This is a genomic window from Psychrobacter proteolyticus, from assembly GCF_003350005.1.
Lineage (GTDB): Bacteria > Pseudomonadota > Gammaproteobacteria > Pseudomonadales > Moraxellaceae > Psychrobacter > Psychrobacter proteolyticus.
On sequence record NZ_QLKS01000002.1, the window covers coordinates 453,008 to 475,729 of the forward strand.

Genomic DNA, 22,722 nt, shown 5'->3' on the forward strand with positions numbered 1-22,722 from the left:
AACTGTTGCGTTGCCAAATGTGCCAAATGAGATTGATGCGCTTGGTTTGGCCAAACAGCTGCTACCTAGTGGCTGTTTTTTTAACTCTCAACACTGCTGGTAGATTTTTCTTCGGCAAAGGCTGCATCCAATGCTTGCTGTACAGCATTGATACGAGTCTCGCAAACGCGATAAGCGGCAATAGATTCTTCAACCGTTGTCATTAGATTATCAATATCAGGGTCATCCTGTTGCTGTAATTCAGCCGCATTGGTTTTTAAGATATCGTAAGCCGCCTTAAAGGTTTTTGGGGCGGCTTTTTTGCGTCTGCGAGTAGGGGTTGTCATAAAATTTCCTAATTTTTAAAGGTAAGTTGATGAGTAATCGTTAGATATTACTATGTGGTTAAGTTGGAGCGCCTGAGGTTTCTGTCGCTTTCTTATCTATAGTGATATCGATAATCTGAGCTTTTGCGTTGCCATCTTTTAAAATGATATTGACGGTTTGCTCAGGATACAGTTGGGTACTACTAGTGAGCGTCTGCTTGTTTTGAGCATCCGTGAGCATGGTGTAGCCTTGCTTGAGTACGCGAGACGGGCGATGTAATAGCACAATATCACGTAGATGTTCGCTATCGCGCTGTGCTTGCACAATTTTCTGCTGCGCGTTCTGCATGATTGACTCTTGATAACTTCTGCTATTAATAGCGGCTTTTGCGAGCTGTTGATACGCTAAGGTTTGCGTTTGTGTATATCGCTCAACCGTCAGTCTGACTGCTTGCTTTACTTGGCGCTGGGCGCTTTGTTGAATACTGCGCCATGCATAGTCACTGTCTTTTCGTAGAGCAGTGAGTTGGCCAATCGTTTGCGACTGCATTTGGCTTAACTGGCGTGCGGTTTGTTGCTCAGCAGTATTCAATTGACGCTGAGCCGCTTGCTTGATTTGCGCTTGATATTGTAGCGTCTGAGTGACGAGCTGGGCCAAGTGGCTATGGATAGCAGCAATTACTTTTGAAGGTGTATCAAAACTGGTATGTGCCACTTCATCTAAGATGACTTTGTCACGCTCATGACCGATGCCCACCCAGACAGGGACAGGCTGCTCAGCAACCAGAGCGGCCAACTCATAATCATTGAGATAAGCCAAATCACCAACCGCACCGCCGCCGCGAATAATGACCAACAAGTCTGGTAGACGCTGATAAGTATCGTAAAACTGCTGCTGGGCATTAACGATGGCTTGACGGATTTCAGCGGGCGCATGATTGCCCTGAAAAGTCGCATTATGGTAGTGGAACTGACACGCACCTGTACTGGCTAAGCGATCCGCATCTGCTTGAAAATCACCCAGTCCGGCTGCCTTTTCAGGCGCGATGACCAGCACATGCTCGATATCAAAAGGAGCAGGTAGCTGTTGATTAAGATGTAATAGCCCTTCACCTGTTAAGCGGTCAACCATTTCTGCATACTGCCGTGCCAAGTCGCCTAGCGTATAGCTGGGATCGATATCTTCAATCGTGATTGAAAAGCCGTACTGGGCATGGAAGCCTGCCGATACTTTAAGGAGTACGGTCAAATCACGCTCAAGCGGCATACCAGTCGCACGTTCAAACTTAGCTAATACACGCGCAGCTTTAAAGCGCCATAGATTGCCACGGCAGCTGGCGACTACTTTGCCATCGTCATCTTTTTCTGCCAGTTCAAAGTAGTAATGACCACCTTTACTCGACAGATTACGGATTTCAGCTTTTACCCAGACACGGTGGTCAAAAGTTTGTTTGATGACCATTTCAACCGCTGACAAGTAATCACTTAGGCGTAGGACCGTATCCTCTAGATGGTCTTCCTGCTCAGCGAGTTCCGCCTCTAGAGTGGCCAAATCTTTGGCAGGTGCTAATACTTTGGCCTGTTTAATATTTGAAAGATTGGGTTTGCGCATAATATTAGACCAAAGATAATGAAAATATAAAGACTGACGAGGATGTGCTGAATACGTAGCGGATAGTTTAACTTAAAAAAGAGAGTACAAAAAGCGAAGCCAACAAGCTTTGATTGATATATTATCTATATCGCAGTTTGTTGGCTGTTCAATCAGAGAAGGATTGTATGTCACTTAATGTTAGCGGTTAGATCGTAAACCTGTTTGCGTCTAAAAGAGATTGTCGTGTAGAGAAAAGTAGATAGATATTTTTAGCTAGATATAGTCGGTTCAAGATAATTCAGATACAAGGAAGGCAAGTGAAAGTGCTACAAATAATAGACTGAGTGAGCCTGACACTGTATCTGATTTATATGGTATTGACGATATTTATTGGCAACGGAAGTTAATGGTGTATTCGTAATCATCGCTGCGTGACAAATCTGGTGTACCCGTGCCAAATATCGAGCCAACAACAGCACCTACTTGACCAACCATACGGCCAGTACGCTCGTTTAAGATGCCATTATATTTTACATTATCATCAACGATAATCACTTGCTTGCTTCGACAGGTTTTTTGAGCACTATCGATCGCATTTTGTTGTGCCTTGACTTTGGTGTCAGCGATACTTGTTGTCTCATAGATAGAATTGGCACGCTGAATCACGGGTGAAGAAGGTGTACTTTGACAGGCGCTCAAAGCAAGTGCAGCCACTAACGTTGCCGTCAAACTGGCAGTTTTATTAAAAGTATTCATAAATAATTCCTGATTTATATAAACAGAACGTCTTAGCTATAGGCAAAGCTTTATGAATGTAGCTTATCTAGATATTACCTGTCTAGACAGTTATTGTGTGCTGTATTACGGGTATATTGCCGATGAACCTTGCACTGAATATAAATCAATTTGCAACCTCAAGAACAGCAATATTGCAAAACTACAGACAACCGTTATTGACCAAAAATAAAACAAGTCGCATCCGTACACAGCAAATCACTTGAAATATAAATTGTATCTAGGATAATTGAGCCATTCATTTTTTATTAATAAGTAATACTATGCAATTAATTCCTGCTCCTGCTGGCGTGCTCGAGGTTGACGCACTGTGGCAAAATGACAATCCTAATGATCCAAATACAGACACGGTGGCGCTGCTGTGCCATCCTAATCCGTTGTTTGATGGTACGATGAATAACAAAGTGGTCACCACTATGTATCGCTTTGCCCGTGACAACGGTATGCATGTGGTGCGCTTTAACTTTCGCGGCGTTGGTCAATCGACAGGCGAGCATGATTACGCGGAAGGTGAAGTGGTCGATGCAATGACCGTGCTACAATGGATTGCTGAACAAACCAATGCTCGAAAGCTATGGCTAGGTGGTTTTTCTTTTGGTGGCTATGTCACAGCACGCGTGGCTGAACAAGTGCTTGAGGCCGCACATATATGGGGGCTGGGTGACTTTGAAGTGACGAAAATTGCCCTTATCGCACCATCAGTCGAAAAAAACGACAGTACTGATATTAGTTTGCCTGCGGATAGAACTTTTGAGATTTATGGTAATGCGGACGAAGTGATTGAACCTGACAATATGCAGGCATTTGCAGACCGATTAGGCATTGAAGTCAGCGTGGTTGATGGCGCAGGTCATTTCTTCCATGGTCGCTTGTCAGAGCTCAAAGGCTTATTAGACAAGCATAGCTTTGGGCAAGACAGCTAAGTTTATTCATAGCTAACTCAGCTTGATAGCTTCTGCTTTGATATGGTTTAGCATGGCTTGCTTGGTAGCACCAGCACCGTGCTAAATTATCCTACTATTTTGATATTTATTTAATCCAACGATGAGTCGTATTATGAGTTTATCTCCATTGCAACGTTACGAGAAAGCCGTCAGTACAGATGAGTTTACTCGGGATGAGCAGCAATTTCAGGCCATGAGCTATCTTGATGAGATATACCATCAGCTCATCAATAGCGCTCCGCAAAAGAAAGGTTTTTTTGGCTTTTTAAAATCTAAGCCAGTCGCGCCAACAGGCCTTTATATGTGGGGCGGTGTCGGCCGCGGTAAAACGTGGATGATGGATATGTTTTATGACTCGTTGACCATCGAGCGCAAGATGCGTCTGCATTTTCATCATTTTATGCAGCGTGTTCATAGAGAGCTTAACAAACTACAAGGTGAGAGCGATCCACTCGAAAAAGTCGCTGATATTATTTATAAAGAAGCGGTTATCATCTGTTTTGATGAGTTTTTTGTTTCTAACGTCTCTGATGCCATGATATTGGGCGATTTGTTCACTATGCTGTTCAATCGCGGTATTACTTTGGTTGCGACCTCAAACATTGAGCCAGCTGGACTGTATAAAGATGGCTTACATCGTGACCGTTTTATGCCTGCCATTGCGGAAGTTGAGCGTCATACGACGGTAATGAATATCGACTCTGGGATTGATTATCGTCTGCGCGTATTGCAGCAAGCTGAGCTATACGAAGCGCCGCTTACTAAGGCGAACTACCATTGGTTAGCTAACCGTTTTGCGAGCTTATCGAATAATCAGAAAATCAGTAAAGAGCCCATTACTATCAATGGACGAGACGTGAAAATCAACGCTTGTACCGAAGATATCTTATTCTGTGACTTCCGTCATCTCTGTATGGCGCCGCGATCAGCCGCTGATTTTATTGAGCTTGCCAAACGCTTTAGCACCGTTTTAGTTGACTCCGTGCCAGCACTGGATGATGACTTGCGTGATCCAACGCGACGTTTCATTTATCTCGTCGATGAATTTTATGATCGCCGTGTGAAATTATTGGTACGTGCAGAGCAGCCGATTCTAGACTTGTATCAAGGAGAAAAATTGGCGTTTGAGATTGAACGTACTCGTTCACGTCTGCTTGAGATGCAGTCAGAAGACTACCTACGCATGGACCACCGAGTCGAAGATGTTGCGTAGTTTATTGCTGAGTTGAGACTGCCTGTGTGTAGCTCTCAACTGCTCTATAACTGTTAAAAAATAAGAAAATGATATTATAAATAATAAGTAGTGATAGATAATAATAAATTAAGGATAAAACAATGACTACAGCTGACAATGCTGATAATGAAAGCCAAGAAATAGAAGACAAAAAACTGTCTGTGAAGAACGTAGCAGCGAATGATATTTCATCTACCAGTGACGAGCTGATAGGTTGGATCAATTCAAGACGCAGTATGGGCAATCTAGATGAGCCAGCACCGACGCGTGCGCAGATTGAATCTGCCATCGAATGTGCGGCAACTGCGCCAGATCATAAAAAATTGCGTCCTTGGCGGTTCATCGTGACGCAAGGTGAGGCGCGCCATGAATTAGGCCGTGCCTTGCTCGAAGCTGGCCAAGCAAAAGCGCTACAAGATGGCGAAGAGTTGTCTGAGAAGACTATCATTAAAACTCAAAATATGCCGCTGCGAGCGCCGCTGATCATAACGGCTGTGACTCAAATGCAAGAACACAAAAAAGTGCCACCTTTTGAGCAGATGCTCAGTGCAGGCGCTGCTGTGCAAAATCTAATCTTGGCATTAAAAGCTCAAGGGTTTAGTACCGTTTGGCGCACTGGGCTGCTATGTAATGAGCCTGCGGTAAAAGCGTATTTTGGCGTAGGCCCAGATGATTATGTGACCGCTTTTGTTTATACTGGCACAAGTCCCAAGGATGAGTCCAAACGCAAACCTATTGATATCGAACCGCTAGTTCGCTTCGAGTCGTAATGTAGCTCAGTGCTGTCTATTAATAAGATTATAATTGCACAAAGTTGTAATTGAAAGATAATAAGGCAGTAGCTGAGCACGATAGATTCTATTGATAATACGTCAGTCAACACGGATAAAAGAACATGACAAGCCCTAACAATAGCAATAAAAACAACACCAGTGCTAGTAATGAAACGGATAAAGAGTCGTCTGAAAAGCAGAACGGTATGCTTGCAGGTATTTTTGAGCGGGCAACCAAGTCAGGTCTCGGCCGTAAAAAGTCAAATCCTAGTCCTGTTGAATCCGCTGTGGCAAAGGATATGGCCGACATTCATAGCAATCCAACCAAGCTGCGTTTGGCATTTTTAGGTGGTGGTAGCTTCGGTACGGCAATGGCAAATTTAGCCGCACGTAATGGCTGTGATACCACGCTATGGGTACGTAACAAACGTACCGTAAAAGCGATGGCCAAAACACAGACCAATAAAAAGTATCTACCAGGCTATAAGCTTGATGATCGACTGAAATACAGCCATGATTTGGCGGCAAGCGTCAAAGACAAAGACATTGTTTTTATTGCTGTACCAGGTTTGGCCTTTCGCGAAACGCTAAAAAACATCGCACCTTTTATCAGTGGTCAGTCTATTGTATCGTTGACCAAAGGTATGGAAAAAGACACCTTTGCGATGATGAGTGATATTATTAAAGAAGTGCTGCCAGAAGTGAATTTTGGCGTCATGTCAGGGCCGAACCTCGCTATCGAAATCATGAAAAATATGCCGTCTGCTACGGTTATCGCAAGTGAGTCGGAACCGTTGCGTCATGCCGTGCAAGCAGCATTACACAGTGCCTTCTTTAGAGTATTTGCTAGTGATGATATACGCGGCGTCGAGCTTGGCGGCGCGCTAAAAAACATCTACGCAATTGCCATGGGTATGGCAGCAGCTTATGAAGTAGGTGAGAATACTAAAGCGATGATCCTTACTCGTGCTTTGGCAGAAATGAGTCGTTTTGGTGTTGAAGAAGGCGCCAATCCGCTCACTTTCTTGGGCTTGTCAGGGGTGGGCGACTTATACGCCACCTGTAGCTCAGAGCTAAGTCGTAACTATCGTATCGGTAATATGCTCGGTCGTGGTATGAGCATTGATGCCGCGGTCAAAAAGCTTGGACAGACTGCTGAAGGGGTAAATACTATTCAGCAAGTACATGAAAAAGCGACCAAAGCGGGTATCTATATGCCAATTACCCATGCACTCTATGCAGTCATTTATGAAGACAAGGCTGCTCTAGGCGTTGCGCTACATTTAATGGAAGCAGGATTCCGTAGCGATGTTGAGTTTGTCATGGCGCATGATCATAGCAATGCTGCGCTTACCGCTCATATGAAAACCTCTGGTAGCAATACCAAAAGTAAAGACAGCGATGCTGATAAGTAAGATATATTATTAGAAGGCAGTATTAAGAAAGTCGAGCTTAGCGCTCCAAGGAAGGTTATGAAAATTATATTAGTACGTCATGGTCAAGCAGAAGACGAAACACGTCCAGATAGCGCGCGTCAGCTGACGGACTTTGGTCAGCAGCAGGCAGCACAAACGGCAGAGTATGTGACCACTCACTATAGCCCAGATCGTTTTGTGGTTAGCCCTTATATTAGAGCGCAGCAAACTTTATCTTCGTTCCAGTCGCGAGCACCGCAAGTAGCCTCATCTGTGCAGGACAATATCACGCCCTCGGATGATGCGCGCCAAGCTCTGATAGATATTGCCAATATTGAAGCTGAGTGTTTGGTCGTTGTTTGTCATATGTCTATCGTCGCCTATATCGCGGGATTGCTTACAGGCGATTATCCTGAATCGTTCTCTTTAGCGGAAGCCAGAGTGTTTGATATGGAGTTTGTGATGACTGGCATGGCAACGGAAGTTGATCGTTTTGTTCCTGATCAGCCTTATTAGACTAGACTTCTAATATTTTGCTTAGAAACGATTTTCTAGAGCAGAATTGATTAGATATGACGGATTTAAAATGGTATTGGTACAAAGTTCAGCCCTTTATCAATCACATAAAATCGTCCAGCTCTTTCAAAAACCCCATCAATCATTAACAATATTTTGATAACCGCAGCAATAATTGAGGACACGTTTAGTGTTACATGTTTGGTTACGAGCGCAGCATAGCCCGCTAGCTGTCTGGCACGAAGATGTACAGCAATGGCAAATGGTTGACGGTTGGCAACAGCTGCAAACAATCTATGGTAACTATAAGTCCAATAGCCAAAAGGCGCTTTGTCTATATTTTCCCTCAAGTCATGCATTGCACGTGGACACAGCGCTCAATGCTGCTCAGCTCAAACAGCTTGGTAATAGCGGCAAGCAATATTTATTTGAAGAAACTTCATTAACGCCTATTGAGCAATTAAACATCCGCCAATTGAGCCATGCTGATACGACGCAACTGTACGCACTGGCACAAAACGACATTGAGTCATGGCAACAAAGCGCGCAGCTAGCCGGTATGAATATAGTAGCGTTACTGCCAGACTTTTTATTGTTGCCACCGCCAGAAGAGGGCGCAGGTCAACAAGTGACCCTTTATCAAGATTCGCAGACTATGCTGCTGCGCCAATCATTGCGTCAGGGTATGGCCGTCAGCTATTTACCGCTAATGTTTGAGCGTTTCCCGCATTTGAGTGAAGTAATGGTGCTATCGTCTATTGAGGCACCTATTGACGCATCGCTTGACTCACTAGATTCCTCATCGCCCATGGATTTAATAGCGCAAACTAAAGCGTTGATCGCCGATCATCAGCTGCTACTGACGACTCTGCCTACAGTACCTAAGCCAATTGACAGTCCCGAACGTCACGCGCTTAATTTCTTTATGAAATCTACTGACTCACAATTATCACCATATTTGCGAGTGGCCATGATGGTTGCGCTATCAGCGTTAGTGCTGCAAATGGCAACCGATGGTGTGCAGTGGTACAAGTATAATGAAGCGACCGCAGCAACCAAGACTACAATTGCGGCACAGTATCAGTCTTGGTTCGCCGATGAGCCACTGAGTACGCGCACCAAACTGCAAGTACAGCTGCAACCAAAACTGCGTAGCGATAGCCAAGCGCCTGCATCGCATATGGCCGCACTGTCACGCATATCACCATTAATTAAACAGTCCTCATTGCATGCACAGTCGCTGGTAATGCAGCCATCAGCGCTCAGCTTTACCTTGATTGCCCCAGATCGCGGTAGTCTTGATAAATTTACAAGCACGCTGGTAGCACAAGGCTTAAATGCCAAACTTGCGCAAGTGAATAGTAATGAGCAAGGTCAGTTTAGTGGTCAAGTCACTGTCAATGTGGTGGAAAACAATCTTGCAGAAAACAGTGCTATGGCAAATAATGCGGCAGCGTCGTAACTCATCAAGGTATTGGTAATAAAGGTCAAAACATGAAACAATTACAACGCCGTACCAGACGTAATGCAGCGGTCTCTGCAACCAGTACTAAGGCTCATGTATTCTCAGAGCGTATGAACAATTATCAAAATGTACTAACAACGCGCTGGCAAGCATTACCTCCCCGTGATCAACTAGCGCTAGCTATATTGTCTATATTTTTACTGTTGTTTATTGGCGGCTATGGTGGCTATAGCGTTCATCAAGCAGCGAGCGATAGTAAGAGTGACTATCAGGAGCAAGTGGCGGATTATTTTTGGTTGCGTGCTCAAGCAGGTAATATTGATAGTAGTGCATTGAATACTGGGAATAACTCTACTGGAGAGGCTGATATGCCGCCTGCTGGTCGTATCAATGCGCTGCTCAATAACTCAGGTATAGCAGGTGCTCAGGTGGTTGCGACTGGTGATGCAGTGCAACTGAGCTTTACGCATCCTAGTCAAGCGGTTGTCAGCACTGCACTGGGTAAGCTTGAACAGCAAGGTTGGCAATTTACACAGCTATCTATGCAGCAAGACCTGACCAATAAATCTATTCAGGTACAAGCAACGGTCACTTCTTAAAACGCGTCAGACTGTGATAGAAATTTTAGATACTTACAACACTGTGTGTCTAGTACTCGACACTCAATCCTCGACAGCAAAATAATGCTTTATCGTTGGTATCATTGAAAAGCCATTTATCCGGCTCCATTAAATAGTTAATCATATAACTATTGAATAACAATATTACCAGTAAGGAAAACCTCACATAATGCGGGACAGTATGAGCAACGATAAGCGCCGTTCGTTAATTACTTATAACCATATCACTTATTTCTTATATGTGATCAGCTACTTTACTGCAGGTCTGTTGTGGGTTGTGCCGATTGTCATGAACTATGCCAAGCGCCATGATGCTAATGGTTCATGGTTAGCCACGCATTTTGACTGGCAAATCAAGACCTTTTGGTACAGTATCGTTTGGTTCGTCATTGGCATTATTTTGATTACCTTTGCATTAGGCGGCTTTGGCGTTAGCGTATTGGCGGATAGTGGCAATATTGCTATTGGCTCAATATTATTGGCCGGGCTTGGTTTACTGATTATGACCTTTACCTTTATTTGGCATTTATATCGTATTATACGTGGTTGGATTGCGTTGACTGATGGGCGTCCAGTACCGTAGATTTTTAAGAGTACCTTTGTACTATGTTTTTAGCTTAGAAAACGGCAGGTTATCGTTACGTAGCAGAGCTTCATCAGCACTGGTTACCGCTTAAATGTAGAAATTTAGCGACTGAAACTTTGCTCTTATTTCTGTTAAGCTGATATAATCGCTGCGCCCGATTTCATTCGCATTTTTTATTCACTATTTCTTCCAAGCAGGGTCTGCCATCACTATGTCTTATGCCTTACTTCGTCCTTTTTTGTTTAATATGGATCCCGAACACGCCCATGAGATGACGCTATCTTTATTGGATAAAGCGCATAAAGCGCGTGTTTTAGGCTTGGCGTATGGTCAGTCAATGCAACCAACAGACTGTATGGGTTTGCAGTTTTCTAACCCAGTTGGTCTGGCAGCAGGCATGGACAAAAACGGCGATTACATTGATGCGCTGGCTGAGCTAGGATTTGGTTTTATAGAAGTAGGAACCGTCACGCCAAGACCGCAAGTAGGCAACGACAAGCCAAGACTGTTTAGAATCAAGCAAGCAGACGCGATTATCAATCGTATGGGCTTTAACAATGAAGGCGTTGATTATCTAATCGACAATGTCAAACGCTGTAAATATAAAGGCAATATCGGTATCAATATTGGCAAAAATGCCGATACGCCAGTAGAGCAAGCCGCCGATGATTATGTGTATTGCTTAGAGCGTGTGTATCCGCATGCCTCATACATCACGGTCAACATCTCATCGCCAAACACCAAAAACCTACGTGATTTGCAAAGTGGTGAAGCACTGACTCAGCTGATGGATACAATTAAAAATCGTCACAGTCAGTTAGCTACTGAATATGGTTTTTATGTTCCATTAGTGCTTAAAGTTGCTCCAGATTTAGAGCCATTGCAAGTTGATTATATCTCGCAGCAATTAATAGACTTTGAAATTGATGGTTTGATTGCCACCAATACCACACTAAGCCGCGTAGGTGTCGAAGACTTGCGTGATGGCGACCAAATGGGTGGTCTGTCCGGTCGTCCTGTGAGTCATATTAGTACTCAGATTTTGCAACAGTTCTCTGATCAATTAGATGGTAAAGTCGCTTTGATAGGCGTGGGCGGTATCGATAGTGGTGCTAAAGCCGTCAAAAAAATCGAAGCAGGCGCAGACATGGTACAGCTCTATACGGGGCTTATTTATCGTGGTCCTGGGCTGGTGCAGTCTTGCATTCAGGCAATCGGTGGCTATTACGATGCCATGGAAAGCTAGTCCAATAAATAAGGTAATAAGGCGTAGAGCATGAGTGGTTTAGATATTGTGATTGCTATTGTTGTCTTGATTGGCTTATGGCGCGGCTTTCAAGTAGGACTGATTAAAACAGCAATAGGCTTGGTAGGTTGGTTTATCGCCCTTATCGCTGCTACTAGGCTGGCAGGAGTAGTGTCGCCCCAATTGACGGGTATCGTACAAAATCCTGTACTACAGATGGCAATGGCTTTTTTATTGGTAGTAATTGCGATCTTGGCAATCATGCATCTGATGGCGTTTGTATTCTCAGGCGTGCTCAAAACCTTACGTTTGGGCGTCTTGGATAAAATGGCAGGCGGCGTACTGGGTGCTGCCAAAAACGTACTAATGGTCTTGGTTGTACTGAGCGTCAGTGCGCCATTGCTAGTACAGATGCCGCAGTGGCAAACCTCCGTACTAGCGCCAGAGCTAATGCCATATGCACCGATGGGTAAGGCGTTAGTATCGGACGTATTAGGCATGGCTTGGGATCAGGTCAATCAGTCATAATGGTTTAATTGCCTATTATTTTATCTAACTGTCCATTATTTTACTTCTTTTTATACTTCTAAATGTTTGCACGTGTCACTGATAATCAAAAACAGATTATCGAAAAATCTCGTTAAGTTTCTTACAATATCATCAGGTTAGCGGCGTGCGACAGTGAATGATTTTAGCAATATACTGTCGTTAATTTTGCCGTTATTGTCGTACTAATGTATGAGTCAAAATAGGATATAGCTATTATGTGTGGAGTCATTGGAGTTGCAGCTCACGAACCAGTCAATCAGATTCTTTATGACGGTTTGACGATGCTACAGCATCGCGGGCAAGATGCAGCAGGTATTGTCACTTTGCAAGATGGGCGACTCTATCTACGTAAAGAAAATGGCATGGTACGTGACGTATTTATGAATCGTCATATGATGAAACTGGTTGGTAAGTTCGGTATCGGTCACGTTCGTTACCCGACAGCTGGCACTTCTAGCAGCGCCGAAGCGCAGCCATTTTATGTTAACTCACCTTATGGTATTACCCTTGCGCACAATGGTAACTTGACTAATGCTGAGAGTTTGGCCAAATCTTTGTACATCGAAGATCGTCGCCACCTTAATACTGACTCAGATTCTGAAGTACTGTTAAACGTACTGGCACATGAGATGCAGAATCTAGGCAAAACACATCCAACGGCTGATGATATCTTTGAAGCAGTAAAAGCTGTCTATAAGCGCTGTGAAGGTGCTTATGGCGTTGTCGCTCTGATCACGGGTCATGGCTTACTTGCATTCCGCGATCCAAACGGTATCCGTCCACTTATCTTTGGTAAGCGTATGGCACCGAATGGCGGCACTGAGTATATGGTTGCTTCTGAATCAGTTGCATTGACAGGTTCTGGCTTTACTATCGTTCGTGATGTAAAACCAGGCGAAGCAATTTTCATTGATTTGAACCATAAACTGCATACGCATCAGTGCGTCGAGCAAAAAGAATACACGCCTTGTATCTTTGAATATGTTTACTTTGCTCGTCCAGATTCGATTATGGACAATATCTCAGTTTACAAATCACGCCTACGCATGGGTGAAAAACTGGCAGATAAAATCCTTGCTGAATGGGGTGAGGATCATGATATCGACGTGGTCATTCCAATTCCAGATACGTCGCGTACTTCAGCAATGGAGCTGGCGCTAAAAATGAACGTCAAGTACCGTGAAGGGTTTATGAAAAACCGCTACATCGGTCGTACGTTTATTATGCCAGGTCAGCAGCAGCGTAAAAAATCAGTTCGCCAAAAGCTGAGCGCTGTGCCACTAGAATTCAAAGGCAAAAACGTCCTATTGGTTGATGATTCTATCGTTCGTGGTACGACTTGTCATGAAATCATTCAAATGGCACGAGATGCTGGTGCTAACAAGGTGTTTTTTGCCAGTGCTGCGCCCCCAGTGAAATTTCCAAACGTATACGGCATTGATATGCCCGTACGTAGTGAGCTTATTGCCTCAGGTAATAGTGTTGAAGAAGTACGTGATATCATCGGCGCCGATCGTTTGATTTTCCAAGATTTGGATGATTTAATTGATGCAGTAAAAGATACCAAACATAGCCGAGTGGAAGGTTTTGATTGTGCGGTATTTAACGGCTGCTACATCACTGGCCAAATCAATGAAGCGTATCTTGATCACCTGCAAGAGCAGCGTAATGATACTGCAAAAACTGGTAAAAAAGGCGTACAAATAGTGGCTGATACTCCAGTTGATATGATGGGTGTAGAAGAGCTTTAAGCTAAACTAAAGCCATTGTTTTTAGCTAAAAAAAGCTAGATTCTAAATAGAATCTAGCTTTTTTATGTTTAAAATATCGCTAAGGGTACTGGCGTTTATATAAATGGGCGAAACAGTTTTAGCCTAGAAAACTGCTAAATAACCAAAATAGACCATTGATTGCCGCAATACCGACAACCATACTGACCAAAAGCTGACGGCTGATATGATAGATAAACAATACCAAAATAAGTGCGCCGATTTGAGCCATTAATAGATGCAACTCGGTGTCATTCAAAGTAACAGTCGTCGATACGTCTTGATAGGACAGGCTAGTCAAAATTAGCAGCACCATCACTGATAATGGCAAACTCTCATTTAACCGATGTAGCCAAGGTGTATCGAGCAGCTTTCTAGGTATCAGTGCTGGCAATGCACGAGTGATAAAGGTCACTGCTGCCATGGCAAGCGTGGCAAAAATAAGATAACTACTGGTCATAAGAGTCTCCCGTCTTTTGACGCTCTATCCAAAACCCACGTACCAAGATCATAAACATACAGATAGTAATGGCTACTAGTAGCAACCAATCACTGGTAAATAGCGAAGCAATGATTAAGCCAAGCACGGCAATACCAATTGGGAAGTAGCGTTTGATACTTTGAAATTGCTCATAAGCGAGAATTGCAAACAGACAAACCAACGCAAAATCTAAATTTGGCACCAAATCACTGAGCGTACTACCAATCATTACGCCAACCGTACTCGCGAGTACCCACCAACTTTGGTTAAATAAGCTAATAGGAAGTATCAAGGCTCGTCGTGACTCATTTGGTAAGCTTGTCATGATCGAAAAAGTCTCATCGGTCAAAGCAAACAGACAATATGTCTTGGCCAGCTTATTTTTTGGTAGATACTGTAATAACGGCATACCATAGAATACATGACGTAGATTAATCGCGGCAATATTGGTGGCGATATTGCCAATCGGTAGGCCAGCGCTTAGCATTGGCAGACAAGCATACTGAGCTGCACCAGCATAGAGAACGATACTGAGCATAATCGTTGCCCATATCGGGATACCTGCTACCTGTGCGAGTACACCAAAGGCAATACCGGCAGGCAGATATCCCATAGCAACTGGCAAGCTTTTCTTAAAGCCCTCAGCCCAGTGGTAGCGGTTTTCATGTTGATGGCTTAATTCATTTGAATGAGTATTCACACGACATCCTAAATTTTTCTTATGATATTTTTATAAATCTATCGATATAAAAATTATTAATTCAAACTGTATTGCTGCAAAATTAAAAACGAGCTTAATAAAAATGATTTATCGAAAATTGATAGAGCAAACATAGTATAAAATTAACTAAGCTTCAGGTTGTAGTTTTTCATAGCTGCCAGTCTGATTGGCACGGTACAAAAACCCGCCTAGAATGACTAGTCTCAATAATAATAGACACCACACGCTAAGCCAAATACCAGTCATATCCCATTGCTGATAGAGCACCCAGCTCAAAGGGAAGAAAATAGCAGCCAGTATCAGCGCCGCATTACGAATCACACTACCAGCCGTCAAACCGAAAAATATCCCATCCAGCCAATAGGCACCAACACCGACCAGAGGCAATAGTACAGCGTATAAATGGTAATCATAGGCGAGAGCAAACACTGACTCAATATTGGTCATAAATCCTAAATACGTAGGCATTGCAAGCCACCAAATGGCGCTCAACATGATAGCAAGGCCATAACTAACCACGCCTGTACGCTTTATGATAATACGAAAACGTGGCCAATCGCGACGTCCTGCAGCTTGTCCACTCAGCGTTTCAGCAGAGACAGCGACGCCATCAAGAGCGAAGGCAGATATACTTAATACTTGCAATAAAATAGCATTGGCAGCCAGTATGACATCACCGCTTTGGGCAGATAGGCGAGTAATCCAAGCAAAGCTTAGCGTTAAGATAAGCGTCCGTACAAAGATATCTTTGTTTAAAGAAAATAGCCTAAGCATCTTTTCTTTCGTAAAATACTGTCGATCCGCTTTGAATAATACAGACCACGATATTTTTAAATGTTTGCGGCTCAACCACAGTGCCATCAGTATTCCAAACCAAAATGCAATAGTCGTTCCTAGTGCGACACCAGCCAATCCCATCTGCATTGCAAATACAAAAAACAGAGTCAGTACGATATTAAGTACGGCAATAAAACCCTGCTGATACAGCATATAACGGGTCTTACCTTGTCCTGCAAACCAACCAATAAATGCAAAGTTCATCAGCTCCGCGATCACGCCCCAAAAGCGTACGTCTAAATAGGTTTTCGCCGCGCGTCCACTTTCAGGATTTGCTGATAGTGCTTGTAAGCCAAAATCAATCAGCCATGGCTTTGCCAGTAGTAATATTGCTCCGATAACAAACGCCAATAGTAACGCGCGTTGCAAGATAGACAGTAAAGGCGTGGGCACTGATACAGCTGATGTATTGCTAGTATTATTCGCCAGTTGTCCCAATGCCTGCGCAGCAAGCCCAGATGACGCATACTGCAAAAAGTTAAAGCTAACAAGCAATAGCGACAGCAACTGTATGGCTAGACCCATACCAGCAAGTTTCGCCGTGTCATTCATATTGCCTACAATGGCCGTATCAATCACGCTTTGCAATGGCATGGCCAAATTGGCTAGCAGTACAGGCAGTGCAATCGCGACAATACGTTTATAGCTTGTGTCAATAGGTGGCATCGCGTGAGAAGGTGCGGATTTAGCTGACATGGGTGACTCGTTTATACGTGAACGATAAAGAGGTATATTCGTTAAATAATAATAAAATTGTAAGGCAGTACATTTAATGTAAGAGACAAAATAGCTATAAAGACAAAAGCACCTAGACTCATTATTCATGAGTCAGGTGCTCTTATTTAAACGTTGTATCTGTGCAATCAGTAATTATATAGAATGTGATAACACGCTATTTCAGCGTATCAAACCATCTAATATACCTTACTAAACGTTGTCTTGCTCAAACATTTTGGGATCGTTGAAAGTAACGATTTCTTCTTCAAACTCTGGTTTTACTTTTACGATAAAGTCATCACGCGACAGACCCATGCGCAGCGGAATTGAGCTGGCGATATAAGTCGATGAGTAAGTACCCGCAAGTAAACCAATAAACAGAGCTACTGAGAACCAGTATAGTCCATCACCGCCCAAGAAGAGCATGGCTAGTACGACCAACAAAACAGTTGAAATGGTCATAATCGTACGGCGTAGCGTCTCGGTCAACGATAAATCAATCGTCTGTTCAGGCGTAATTCCGCGAACACGGCGGAAGTTTTCACGAATACGGTCATAGACAACGATGGTATCGTTCAATGAATAACCAATCAATGCCAATACCGCAGCCAATACCGTCAAATCAAACGGAAAGCCGAATAGTGCAAATACACCGATGGTTACGACAGCATCATGGAATAGTGATAGTACGGCACCTAGAGACAATTTGAACTGGAAGCGTAGGGCAACATAGCCAAGCATACATACCAGTGCTAACACCAATGCCATGACTGAGTTTAAATAAACCTCATTACCAACTTGGCTACCGATGATATTCACGTTGCTAATTGTAGCGGTGTTGCTAGGTAGGGCCAATGCTTGCGTCAGATTTGCACTTAGCCCATCGACGTTATCAGACTGAGGCGGTAGACGTACGAGTAGCTCTTCACGAGTACCTAGATACTGTACAACCGCATCATCGAAACCATTGTCTGCCAGTGCTTGTACAACAGCAACTTGCTCAACAGGCTGCTCATAACGCACATCAGCAGAGACACCACCAGTAAAATCAAGACCTAAGTTCAGTCCGTTTACCGCGATAGCAATGATACTACCGATCACCATAAATAAAGATAGTAATGCCATCGGCTTTTCTATCTTCATAAATGGAATGATACGCTGGTTACCAACTGCTTTGATGCCACCTTCAGCGACAGCTGCGGCATCATCAGCGGCGTCACCTGATATTACGTCAGAATCAATAGCGGTAGACAGCGCTTGACTGTCTTTGGCATTTTGACCTTTACCACCGCGACGACTAGGGCTTTTGCCTGACTTTGCGGTAGTAGGGTTATTGGTTTTAGTATTGCTACCTTTACCATCACGACGCGGTTTGTTACGGCGACGCGTACTTGCATTAGTCGTCTCACCGTTTGAGCCATTTCGATCAGGATTATTCTGCTGTTCTAAAGGGTTGTTATTATCGATCGCCATAATGTTCTCCTAACCGATGCTCAGACTTTTGATGGATTTACGCTTACCATAAGCAATTTGTACCAGTGCACGTGTCACCAAAATTGCAGTGAATAGCGAGCTGACAATACCAATAGCTAGCGTAATCGCAAAGCCTTTAATCGGACCAGTACCAATCGCAAATAGGATAAACGCGACCAATAAGGTTGTAATGTTGGCATCAAAAATACTGCTAAATGCGCGATCGAAACCTGCCACAATGGCTGATTTTGGCCGGACACCATTGGCAATCTCTTCTCGTATTCGCTCAAAAATCAGTACGTTGGCATCAACTGCCATACCGATGGTTAAAACGATACCTGCGATACCCGGTAGGGTAAGTGATGAACCCAAAATTGACATAATCGCAATGATAATAATAACGTTAACGGCTAGCGCAACGTTGGCAATTACACCAAACAGGCGATAGAAGATAATCATAAACGCGAAGACTAATAGATAGCCAACCTGCGTAGAGAACAATCCTTTATCAATGTTTTCTTGACCGAGTGATGGACCAATAGTGCGCTCTTCTACGAAGTACATCGGTGCAGCAAGTGCGCCTGAACGTAGCAATAGCGCAAGCTCAGCGGCTTCAGCACTACTGTCTAAACCAGTAATACGGAACGATGAACCCAGTACTGCTTGAATGTTGGCGCGGTTGATGACTTTGGTTTCAGCGTAAGGTGTGCGTACTTCAGTCGTTTCACCAGTGGCTGGATCTTCTTCGTAAGTGATTCTTTGTTTGTTTTCAATGAACAATACAGCCATCTGTTGACCAACAGCTGTACGAGTGGCGTTCTGCATGAGCTTGCCGCCAGCACTGTCCAAGGTAATACTTACTTCAGGTAGACCGCTTTCATCCAAGCCAGTTTGCGCGTTGGTTACTTTGTCCCCGGTGACGATCGCTTGACGATCTAACAATACAGGTGGGCCATCCAGTGTTTCGAATGGGAATGCCTCTGTACCTGCTGGAGGTATGCCGCCAGTATAGGTATCGGCATCTTCTGCTACCATACGGAACTCAAGGTTTGCAGTACGACCAAGTACACGTTTTGCTTCAGCAGTATCTTGTACACCAGGTAGCTCAACGACGATACGGCTAGCGCCTTGCGACTGTACCAAAGCTTCGGTCACACCCAGCTCAGCAATACGATTGCGTAGAGTCGTTAAGTTCTGGTTGACCGCGTAGCTATTGATTTCATCAAGTGTCGCATCGTTATACGATAAGACCAATGCAGGACCTTGATCATCAATAGAAGACTGCAAGTTAAACGTATTGCTCATTGAGCCTTGTAATACGTTCTGTGCACGGTTACGAGTATCAGTATCAGCAAAGTGCAATACCACGCCGCGATCTTCGGTTTTGATACCTTTGATTGCTACTCGCTCAGCACGTAGCTCACGTCGCATATCGCGACTGGCACTGGTCAAACGCTGTTCAAGCGCCTTGTCCATATCGACTTCGAGAACAAAGCGTACACCACCACGCAAATCAAGACCAAGCTTCATCGGTCTTGCACCGATATCACGTAGCCACTGCGGAGTAGTTTGTGCTAGGTTAAGGGCAACGACATAGTCTTCGCCCAAGTTTTGACGTAGCACTTCTTGCGCCTTTAGCTGATCGACTGGGTTGTTGAGGCGTACCAGCGCGCTGTTGCCCTCAAACGTGCCATCGTGGTTATCTAGACCTGCCTCTTCGAGTAAGCTTTGAGACTCGGTTAAAATGCCTTCAGATAGCTGAGTTCCTGCGGCTGCGCTCGTAATCTGCACAGCAGGTTCGTCAGGGTAAAGGTTGGGGGCAGCATATAGACCGGCAACGACTAGCACGACGGCAATTAGTAAGTATTTCCAAGCGGGATATTGCATAATCACTTCTTTAAGTTGATAAACGACTGGCGACGTAGGCCACAAGTTAGCAGATGGGAAGTTAGCGATAGCAACGGTCGAGTGCTATGTTCAGCAGCCGTCATCATGCACCATTGCGATCATCCGCGATGATAGTAACGCATAAAACAGTAAAGCAAATAATACAGATGTCTGTTTATCCGGTCACCAAAAATCATATGGCTAGATTGGATAAAGATAAGACATCTAAACAGTAAGCCTAATTTATATAGCAATTTTACCTTACTGTGTTAATAGCGAAAAATGACCGTAAATCATATACGGTCATTTTTTAGTCATTACATTCATTAATGTGACGACTATTGAGTATTCACTAATAAAAACCAGTGAACATTCTAATTAGACGCTTTCGATTGTGCCAGCAGGCAATACTGAAATAACAGAAGCACGTTGTACTTTCACGTCAGTATTGTTGTTTAGGCTCACAACAGCGTAATCGCCTTCGATTGCTTTGATACGGCCCATTAAGCCACCAGCGAAAATGATTTCACTGCCAACGGTCAATGCGTTAACCATGGCACGGTGTTCTTTGGTACGCTTAGACTGCGGGCGAATGACCAAGAAGTAAAAAATCGCAAAAAACGCAACAGGCAGTAAAATCTGGCCGAATAGACCTGCAGCACCTGCAGTATCTGGTGCAGCATGGGCAGCTTGAATAAATAAGCTCATAATATCTCTCAGTAAGTCATAGACAATAATAAAATTAGACGCATAGTAACAAAAAATCCCAGACTTAGTAACTGTTAATCATAGGCTGAGCGTGTTTTTCTTAGCGTAAGGCATACTATCAGCCAACGGGTAGGACAACAATGTTTTTACTACATTCAGATAATCCATATAAAGCCCCAGGCTAAATAACTGTCATGAATTGCGTAGTAAAGATGTAATTATACAGCCGTTAATAGTAAGGTAATAAAAGTCATCAAAAAACAAAAACTTAAAAATGGCGACTTATTGTGAAATGGTATCATCAATGCTACTATCAAATGGCAATGATTGCCTGCATTTAGTATGCTAAATATTGAACCATAATACGGCTTATTGAAGCATAGTATGGCTTTGAAATAGCGATTAAATCAGCTAAATCAGCTTTGAGTAACTATTTATACGATAGACAGAGGTCTTTTATTACTTCATTAATAGTAATCTGAAAATCGATATAAATTGCTCATGACATTATCTTCCTTTTTCTCTTTTTAGGTTACCTAACTTGTTCACCACTTTTATGTTTGTACCTCGTTTATGTCGTCCGCGTGCTAATCGTAAAGACGCATCTGCAGAGCCTCCCCCGAGAATGACTACTAGTTCTCGATTTGGTTATACTTCTTTTTCGGCACTATCTGCATTGGTAATTCTTCTGATACCGCAGGCAGTGTGGGCAGCTGGTGCTGTATCAACGTCCAGCGAGGCCGCAGCACCAACTGCGCTTAGCGTTTCTTTATTGATATTTTTTGTCTTACTCGCTATTGGTGTCTCTTTCGTCTGTTCATTAGCAGAGTCTGTTTTGCTGAGCATGACGCCATCGTTTATTGCGGATGTGCAAGAAACCAGTCCAAAAAAAGCAGAAATGCTTAAAAGCCTCAAAGTGGACAATATCGACCAGTCACTAGCCGCTATTTTAACGTTAAATACCGTTGCTCATACACTCGGCTCTATCGGTGCTGGTGCACAGGCCACAATCGTCTTTGGTAGTGCGTGGTTTGGTCTGTTTTCTGCCCTCATGACGCTTGCTATCTTATTCTTGTCTGAGATTATCCCAAAAACTTTGGGTACAGTTTACTGGCGTCAGCTAAGTGGTTTGGTTGCTTATTTCGTTCGTGGCATCATCATGCTGCTATACCCGTTAATTTGGTTCTCAGAGCGTCTGACGAAACTATTGGTACGCGGTAAAGAGCCGCAAACATTTAGTCGCCGTGAGTTTGCTGCTCTTGCTAGTATTGGTGAAGAGTCGGGTCAAATTGATCCACTAGAGTCACGTATCATTCGGAACTTGCTCGCATTTGGCGCGATTAAAGTCGAAGACATCATGACACCGCGCTCAGTGATGCTCGCATTCGAAGAGAATAAAACCGTCGCTGAGCTATTGGTTGATCGTCCAAAGTTGACGTTTTCTCGCTTGCCAATCTATGATGGTGATTTGGATAACATTACAGGCTTTGTCCTAAAAACTGACATGCTACTGGCTAAAGTCAATCATGCTATGCATAAGCCATTGACGCAGTTTCAGCGCGACATCACTTTTGTTTTCTCTAAAATGAAGCTGTTTGACTTGTTAGAGTTAATGCTAAAAAATCGTATTCATATCGCCATTACGGTTGGTGAGTATGGTGAAGTTAAAGGTCTAGTCACCTTAGAAGACGTATTTGAGACATTGTTAGGTCTTGAAATTGTTGATGAGATAGACCGTGTCGAAGATATGCAAGCGTTAGCACGTCAGATGATGGATAGACGGGTAGAGCGTTTGGGTATGAAGCTCAGTGATGATGAACAGTATGAAGACAGTAACAACGAGCTTAAGCCTTAATTAAGCCAGACTCTAACCTAGGTAGCTTAATAAGTATTAACGGTTCTAAGGATTGACGGTTTAAAAATAGTCAATTCATTATGGGGTTGGCTATAAAGCTGAGCTACAGAGACTTTAACTGTTTGAGCTTGGATTTGTAGCATAAAATCTTATAAATATTTTATTTGATAGCCTGTGTTTTTATTCGCAATAATTACACAGGGTGTCACATGGCTGTGAGAATTCGATGATA

22 protein-coding genes are annotated in these 22,722 nt (G+C 43.5%); 12 read left to right on the forward strand and 10 right to left on the reverse strand.

What is annotated here, in order from left to right; all coding sequences use genetic code 11:
• Nucleotides 1–80: 80 nt before the first annotated feature.
• The 3 genes from xseB to DXK30_RS06400 form a co-directional block, all read right to left on the reverse strand.
• Nucleotides 81–326 (reverse strand): exodeoxyribonuclease VII small subunit, encoded by a 246-nt coding sequence (gene xseB / locus DXK30_RS06390; protein WP_114700980.1) that lies wholly within the window; start codon nt 324–326, stop codon nt 81–83.
• A 58-nt stretch (nt 327–384) separates the two neighbouring features.
• Nucleotides 385–1,917 carry an exodeoxyribonuclease VII large subunit gene (gene xseA, locus DXK30_RS06395; protein ID WP_114700981.1) on the reverse strand — a complete coding sequence of 511 codons (1,533 nt, stop codon included), beginning with the start codon at nt 1,915–1,917 and terminating at the stop codon, nt 385–387.
• A 369-nt stretch (nt 1,918–2,286) separates the two neighbouring features.
• Entirely contained in the window at nt 2,287–2,655 is a 369-nt protein-coding gene (locus DXK30_RS06400; protein WP_114700982.1) for a hypothetical protein, read from the reverse strand.
• Nucleotides 2,656–2,957: 302 nt separating this feature from the next.
• On the opposite strand from DXK30_RS06400, the gene DXK30_RS06405 reads away from it, so the two are divergent.
• The 11 genes from DXK30_RS06405 to purF all read left to right on the forward strand — a co-directional run bounded on the left by DXK30_RS06405 (nt 2,958) and on the right by purF (nt 13,793).
• Nucleotides 2,958–3,617, forward strand: coding sequence for an alpha/beta hydrolase (locus DXK30_RS06405; protein WP_114700983.1), 660 nt, complete (start codon nt 2,958–2,960; stop codon nt 3,615–3,617).
• Between the two features lie 133 nt (nt 3,618–3,750).
• Nucleotides 3,751–4,851, forward strand: a complete 1,101-nt coding sequence (gene zapE, locus DXK30_RS06410) for a cell division protein ZapE (RefSeq protein ID WP_114700984.1) — start codon at nt 3,751–3,753, stop codon at nt 4,849–4,851.
• 122 nt (nt 4,852–4,973) lie between these two features.
• Nucleotides 4,974–5,642: a nitroreductase family protein gene (locus DXK30_RS06415; protein WP_114700985.1), complete on the forward strand. Its 669-nt coding sequence runs from the start codon at nt 4,974–4,976 to the stop codon at nt 5,640–5,642.
• A gap of 125 nt (nt 5,643–5,767) precedes the next feature.
• The gene (locus tag DXK30_RS06420) at nt 5,768–7,060 is read left to right on the forward strand and encodes an NAD(P)H-dependent glycerol-3-phosphate dehydrogenase (protein ID WP_114700986.1); all 1,293 of its coding nucleotides are present in this window, start codon (nt 5,768–5,770) and stop codon (nt 7,058–7,060) included.
• A 57-nt stretch (nt 7,061–7,117) separates the two neighbouring features.
• Nucleotides 7,118–7,576: a phosphohistidine phosphatase SixA gene (sixA, locus tag DXK30_RS06425; RefSeq protein WP_114700987.1), complete on the forward strand. Its 459-nt coding sequence runs from the start codon at nt 7,118–7,120 to the stop codon at nt 7,574–7,576.
• A 190-nt stretch (nt 7,577–7,766) separates the two neighbouring features.
• The gene (gene gspL / locus DXK30_RS06430) at nt 7,767–9,038 is read left to right on the forward strand and encodes a type II secretion system protein GspL (RefSeq protein WP_114700988.1); all 1,272 of its coding nucleotides are present in this window, start codon (nt 7,767–7,769) and stop codon (nt 9,036–9,038) included.
• Between the two features lie 32 nt (nt 9,039–9,070).
• Nucleotides 9,071–9,640 (forward strand): type II secretion system protein GspM, encoded by a 570-nt coding sequence (gene gspM, locus DXK30_RS06435; RefSeq protein ID WP_114700989.1) that lies wholly within the window; start codon nt 9,071–9,073, stop codon nt 9,638–9,640.
• A 202-nt stretch (nt 9,641–9,842) separates the two neighbouring features.
• Nucleotides 9,843–10,244, forward strand: coding sequence for a DUF4870 family protein (locus tag DXK30_RS06440; RefSeq protein ID WP_227670688.1), 402 nt, complete (start codon nt 9,843–9,845; stop codon nt 10,242–10,244).
• A 214-nt stretch (nt 10,245–10,458) separates the two neighbouring features.
• Entirely contained in the window at nt 10,459–11,493 is a 1,035-nt protein-coding gene (locus tag DXK30_RS06445; RefSeq protein WP_114700991.1) for a quinone-dependent dihydroorotate dehydrogenase, read from the forward strand.
• A gap of 30 nt (nt 11,494–11,523) precedes the next feature.
• Nucleotides 11,524–12,021: a CvpA family protein gene (locus DXK30_RS06450; RefSeq protein ID WP_057759516.1), complete on the forward strand. Its 498-nt coding sequence runs from the start codon at nt 11,524–11,526 to the stop codon at nt 12,019–12,021.
• A gap of 236 nt (nt 12,022–12,257) precedes the next feature.
• A complete protein-coding gene (gene purF / locus DXK30_RS06455) occupies nt 12,258–13,793 on the forward strand; it encodes an amidophosphoribosyltransferase (protein WP_101205374.1) in 1,536 nt (511 codons plus the stop codon).
• Between the two features lie 118 nt (nt 13,794–13,911).
• On the opposite strand, the gene DXK30_RS06460 is transcribed toward purF, so the two are convergent.
• From DXK30_RS06460 to DXK30_RS12940, 7 genes are all read right to left on the reverse strand, one after another.
• Nucleotides 13,912–14,271, reverse strand: coding sequence for an AzlD domain-containing protein (locus DXK30_RS06460; protein WP_114700992.1), 360 nt, complete (start codon nt 14,269–14,271; stop codon nt 13,912–13,914).
• The gene (locus DXK30_RS06465; protein WP_114700993.1) at nt 14,261–14,992 is read right to left on the reverse strand and encodes an AzlC family ABC transporter permease; all 732 of its coding nucleotides are present in this window, start codon (nt 14,990–14,992) and stop codon (nt 14,261–14,263) included. The genes DXK30_RS06460 and DXK30_RS06465 overlap by 11 nt, the downstream gene beginning before the upstream one ends.
• A 147-nt stretch (nt 14,993–15,139) precedes the next feature.
• The gene (locus DXK30_RS06470) at nt 15,140–16,546 is read right to left on the reverse strand and encodes an MATE family efflux transporter (protein WP_114700994.1); all 1,407 of its coding nucleotides are present in this window, start codon (nt 16,544–16,546) and stop codon (nt 15,140–15,142) included.
• A gap of 231 nt (nt 16,547–16,777) precedes the next feature.
• Nucleotides 16,778–18,040 (reverse strand): protein translocase subunit SecF, encoded by a 1,263-nt coding sequence (gene secF / locus DXK30_RS06475; protein WP_101205371.1) that lies wholly within the window; start codon nt 18,038–18,040, stop codon nt 16,778–16,780.
• Nucleotides 18,041–18,049: 9 nt separating this feature from the next.
• Nucleotides 18,050–19,927, reverse strand: a complete 1,878-nt coding sequence (gene secD / locus DXK30_RS06480; protein ID WP_114700995.1) for a protein translocase subunit SecD — start codon at nt 19,925–19,927, stop codon at nt 18,050–18,052.
• A gap of 378 nt (nt 19,928–20,305) precedes the next feature.
• Nucleotides 20,306–20,635: a preprotein translocase subunit YajC gene (gene yajC, locus DXK30_RS06485; protein WP_114700996.1), complete on the reverse strand. Its 330-nt coding sequence runs from the start codon at nt 20,633–20,635 to the stop codon at nt 20,306–20,308.
• A gap of 648 nt (nt 20,636–21,283) precedes the next feature.
• Nucleotides 21,284–21,481 carry a hypothetical protein gene (locus DXK30_RS12940; protein ID WP_390178032.1) on the reverse strand — a complete coding sequence of 66 codons (198 nt, stop codon included), beginning with the start codon at nt 21,479–21,481 and terminating at the stop codon, nt 21,284–21,286.
• Here DXK30_RS12940 and DXK30_RS06490 point away from each other — a divergent pair.
• The gene (locus DXK30_RS06490; protein ID WP_390178030.1) at nt 21,408–22,490 is read left to right on the forward strand and encodes a CNNM domain-containing protein; all 1,083 of its coding nucleotides are present in this window, start codon (nt 21,408–21,410) and stop codon (nt 22,488–22,490) included. The genes DXK30_RS12940 and DXK30_RS06490 overlap by 74 nt on opposite strands.
• Nucleotides 22,491–22,722 lie beyond the last annotated feature (232 nt).